The 4336-nt window shown below is 45.8% G+C and carries 4 protein-coding genes; 2 read left to right on the top strand and 2 right to left on the bottom strand.

The genetic code is table 11. The features are described from left to right. A partial coding sequence (locus PX481_RS09245; protein ID WP_502888592.1) for an ammonium transporter occupies positions 1-544 on the top strand: 544 nt, incomplete at its 5' end. A gap of 176 nt (positions 545-720) precedes the next feature. After that, entirely contained in the window at positions 721-2145 is a 1425-nt protein-coding gene (locus PX481_RS09240; protein ID WP_288023856.1) for an ammonium transporter, read from the top strand. Positions 2146-2419: 274 nt separating this feature from the next. Here PX481_RS09240 and PX481_RS09235 read toward each other — a convergent pair whose 3' ends face one another. Both PX481_RS09235 and PX481_RS09230 read right to left on the bottom strand, forming a co-directional pair. Beyond that, positions 2420-3358: a glycosyltransferase family 2 protein gene (locus PX481_RS09235; RefSeq protein WP_288094463.1), complete on the bottom strand. Its 939-nt coding sequence runs from the start codon at positions 3356-3358 to the stop codon at positions 2420-2422. A 201-nt stretch (positions 3359-3559) separates the two neighbouring features. Next, positions 3560-4336: alpha/beta hydrolase (locus tag PX481_RS09230; protein ID WP_288094462.1), on the bottom strand; the 777-nt coding region annotated here is incomplete at its 5' end.

Genomic DNA, 4336 nt, shown 5'->3' with positions numbered 1-4336 from the left:
CGCTACCTTTACCGCTTGGGCGAAAGATGGTAAACCCGACCTTTCGATGATTATTAACGGTATTCTCGCCGGTTTAGTAGCCGTTACTGCCGGTTGTGATGGTGTATCCTATTGGTCGGCGGCAATCATCGGTTTAATTGCTGGTGTGGTCGTGGTTTACTCGGTGGCTTTCTTCGATAACCTGAAAATTGATGACCCGGTGGGTGCAACTTCCGTTCACCTCGTCTGTGGTGTGTTTGGAACTTTAGCCGTCGGTATCTTCAACAAAGATGCGGGTTTAATCACCGGTCAATTCCAACTGTTTATTAACCAAATTATCGGAATTGTGGCAGTGGGAGCATTTACCCTGATTGTTAGTGGTATTGTTTGGACAATCCTTAAGGCTACCCTCGGTATTCGTGTTACTCCCGAAGAAGAAATGGAAGGTTTGGATGTGGGTGAACACGGAATGGAAGCCTATAGCGGTTTCGTCAAGGAGTCCGATATCGTTACTGGTGGCTATTATGCTTCCAGTGTTGACATGGAAACGCCCAGCAGTCGTTAGGGTGAACCTTGTAAAGATAGATTAATTAGATCCCCGACAAAGTTAAAGAGAAAAGGAAGAAGGCCTCGCCCCGATGCGATCGGTGGCTATAATTAGCTTCTAAACCTTTTCTCTTTCGGTTTTTTGTCTCTTTCCAGACAGAAAAAATTAATCTTGCTACTAGGCACCAACCGTCAATGAAAAAGATCGTAGGAATAACCATGCTTTTGCTGGGACTGGGATTCAATTTCGGAGTTGCCCCGGTTTTTGCGGAAACCGTCGCCGCCGCTCCCCCCAATCCGATTAGTGCTGGAGATACAGCTTGGATGCTGATCTCCTCAGCTTTAGTTTTATTAATGACCCCCGGACTGGCTTTTTTTTATGGGGGTTTAGTACGTTCGCGTAACGTCCTCAACACCATGATGATGAGTTTGGTAGCCATGGGCGTAATTGGTGTAACTTGGGTGCTTTGGGGTTATAGTCTCGCTTTTGATGTCACCCCGGGTAAAAGTGGTTTTGGTGAAGGGATTGAAGCTTTTATCGGTGGTCTGGATTGGATTTTTCTCAACGGAGTCACCGCCGCCGCACCTGACAATATCGGTTATGCACCCACCGTTCCCCATCAAGTGTTTATGGTCTATCAGATGATGTTCGCCATCATCACCCCGGCTTTAATTTCAGGGGCGATCGTGGAACGGGTCAACTTTAAGGCCTATTTTTGGTTTTTACTGCTTTGGTCCACCTTTATCTATTCTCCCCTAGCTCACTGGGTTTGGGGTAAGGGTTGGTTGGCAGCCACTGGGGCGCTGGATTTCGCCGGTGGAACCGTTGTTCACATTAGTTCTGGGATTTCCGCACTGGTGGCCGCTTGGGTAATTGGCCCGCGGCGTAGTTTTGGAACTCAAACCTATGCACCCCATAATGTGCCGTTTGTTCTCCTCGGTATCGGTTTACTCTGGTTTGGTTGGTTTGGTTTTAATGGGGGTAGTGCGCTTTCCTCTAGTTCCCTAGCTACGACAGCCTTTGTTAATACCACGATCGCCGCTTCGGCTGGTGGTTTGACATGGATGCTGATAGAATGGATTTTACGGGCTAAACCGACAGCGATCGGTATTGCTAGCGGATTTTTGGGGGGATTAGTGGGTATTACTCCCGCTGCCGGTTTTGTTCTACCCATCGGTGCGATTCTGATTGGTTCGATCACTGCCCTTACCTGTTTTTTTGCGGTTAGTCTCCGGGCAAAATTGCGCTTTGATGACTCTTTGGATACCTATCCTGTCCATGGTGTGGGTGGGACAATAGGGGCGCTGCTTACGGGGGTTTTTGCCACTAAATCGGTTAATTCCTTGGGTAATGACGGTTTACTATTTGGCAACCCCGGCTTAGTCTGGACGCAATTTGTTGGCGTTGCCGCTACTTATATCTTTGCTGCCGTGGGTACTTTTGTTATCCTGAAAGTTCTCAGTCTATTTATGGAGCTGCGGGTTAAACCGAATACGGAAGCGGAAGGGTTAGATGTGCCTCAACACGGAGAGGAAGCCTACGGACAGGAATTCGAGTTTGGTAGCAGCTTTTCCTACCAAGAAAATCCTCCTAGCACAAATCCTCGAGAAAATTATTAGCGATTCAATCGGCTATCAGTCCGGCCAACAGAGGCGAAATTTCGTCTCTGTGAAACTGGGCTAAAAAATTCCGTTTTTGGTCGTCTTGTCTCTGTCACCGGGGATTGTGATCCTGTCCGTCGCTGGCAAAGAATGCTCGATCGTTATTGTGCGAAGATTCTCCGAGACGGAGAAACTCTCTGCCAAGGCTTAATAATTGGCGATCGCTAAGGCGGATCAAGTTTGATCCAGATGGGCAAAACAGCAAAAAATTACCGATTCCTACTGACAAGAATCAAGAAATTTGTAAGCCAGCTAACTCAGCAATTGTATAGGTGGGTCTGCCTTTAACTTCCTCGTAAATTCTGCCGATATATTCTCCTAGTATTCCGATGCTAATTAGCTGTACAGAACCCAGAAAAAATATAGCGATCATAATCGTGGCAAAACCCGTGATCGGTGAGTCGGGTTGCTGTAAACGCCAATATAATACTAACAGAGCCATAATCAAAGATATCAGGGCAGAAAATAATCCTAGATAGGTGGCAAAACGTAAGGGGACACGGGAAAAAGATACTAGGCTATTAATAGCTAAAGATAATGATTTGCTAAAGGTATATTTTACTTCCCCGGCAAAGCGCGCATCCCGCTCAAATTTAACCGCAGTTTGTGGAAAGCCAATCCAAGCGCGCAACCCACGAATATAACGATTTCTTTCCGGGAGAGAATTTAATAGATATACCACCTGACGATCCATTAAACAAAAGTCTCCTGTATCGGCGGGAATATCCACATCAGCTAGTCTTTTAAGCAAACGATAAAAGAGATATGCCGTCAGTTTTTTAAACCAACTTTCTTGTTTTCTTTTGGTTCTTTGGGCATAAACTACTTGATAACCCTCTTGCCATTTTTCAATCATTTGGGGAATTAATTCGGGCGGATCTTGCAGGTCGGCATCCAAAACAATAATTACTTGTCCTCGGCAAAAATTAAGTCCAGCAGTTACCGCCGCTTGATGACCAAAATTGCGGGCGAAACTGATATAACATACTCGTGAATCAGCTTTGTGCAGTTCTCGCAGCAGTTTTAAGGAACTATCTTTACTACCATCATTTACTAGAATTAATTCTACCGCCCCATCTAAATTATTCATGATGGCACTCACCCGGCGATACAGTTCGGCAATAGTTTCTTCCTCGTTATAGATGGGGACAATCAGGGAATATTTTAGCATTTGCATAATAATATTTGACCAGTAATTGATTGAAAAAAAATCGATTTAATCCCAGTTTTTTCCTCCTGTGTTTAATAATTATCTTAGGTTCAAGATTCTGACAGGAGTATAATTTTGTCAAAGTGAAAACCCGATTAGCCAACGATTTACCTCCTTTCTTCCGGCTCCTAACTCAGAGAATTCTGCCGTCAATCTCTTTACTTAGCCAAGGAACTCCTCGATCGCCTGTCCCGTCTCTTTTGGTGCTTCTTCTGGTAAAAAATGACCGCTGGCGATCGCCTGTCCCGTGACTTGATTAGCTAGCTGCTGCCAAAGAGCGATCACATCGTATTGACGTGCAATGAAACCTTTTTCTCCCCAAAGAACCAAGAGGGGAGAGGAAATTTTCCGGTCTAAATCCTGACGATCATGCTCTAAATCGATGGTAGCGGCAGCCCGATAATCGGCACAAGTGGCGGTTATCGTGCTTAAATCTCGAAAACAACGCCGATATTCCCCCAAAGCTTCCTCTGTAAAAGCGCTAAAATCTCGACCCCAACTTTGCAAGCAATGTTGCAGATAATAATCGGGATTAGCGGCGATCAGGGTTTCGGGAAAAGGGGAAGGCTGAATCAAGAAAAACCAATGATAGTAGGCAGTGGCAAAAGTTTGCTCAGTCGCCTCATACATCGCCAGCGTTGGGGCTATATCGAGTAAAACGAGTTTTTTTACCTTTTCGGGAAAATCAAGGGCGAGACGGTGGGAAACTCGCGCCCCTCGATCGTGGCCGATTAGATAAAACTCCTGATAACCCAATTTTTCCATCAGCAATACCTGATCGAGGGCCATGACTCGCTTGCAGTAATTGCTAGAATCCTCTAGGGGTAAGGGTTTATCGCTATCCCCGTAGCCGCGCAGATCCGTGGCGATCACCGTAAAATTAGCCGCTAATCGGGGGGCGATTTTATGCCACATTTGATGGGTTTGGGGATAACCATG

The sequence above is a fragment of the Microcystis sp. M53603_WE2 genome (genome assembly GCF_030065435.1).
This window is presented reverse-complemented; position numbering and strand designations above follow the sequence as displayed.

Coding starts and splice junctions, on each gene's coding strand:
- PX481_RS09235 (WP_288094463.1), bottom strand. CDS start 3,358: ATGCTAAAATATTCCCTGATTGTCCCCATCTATAACGAGGAAGAAACT.
- PX481_RS09240 (WP_288023856.1), top strand. CDS start 721: ATGAAAAAGATCGTAGGAATAACCATGCTTTTGCTGGGACTGGGATTC.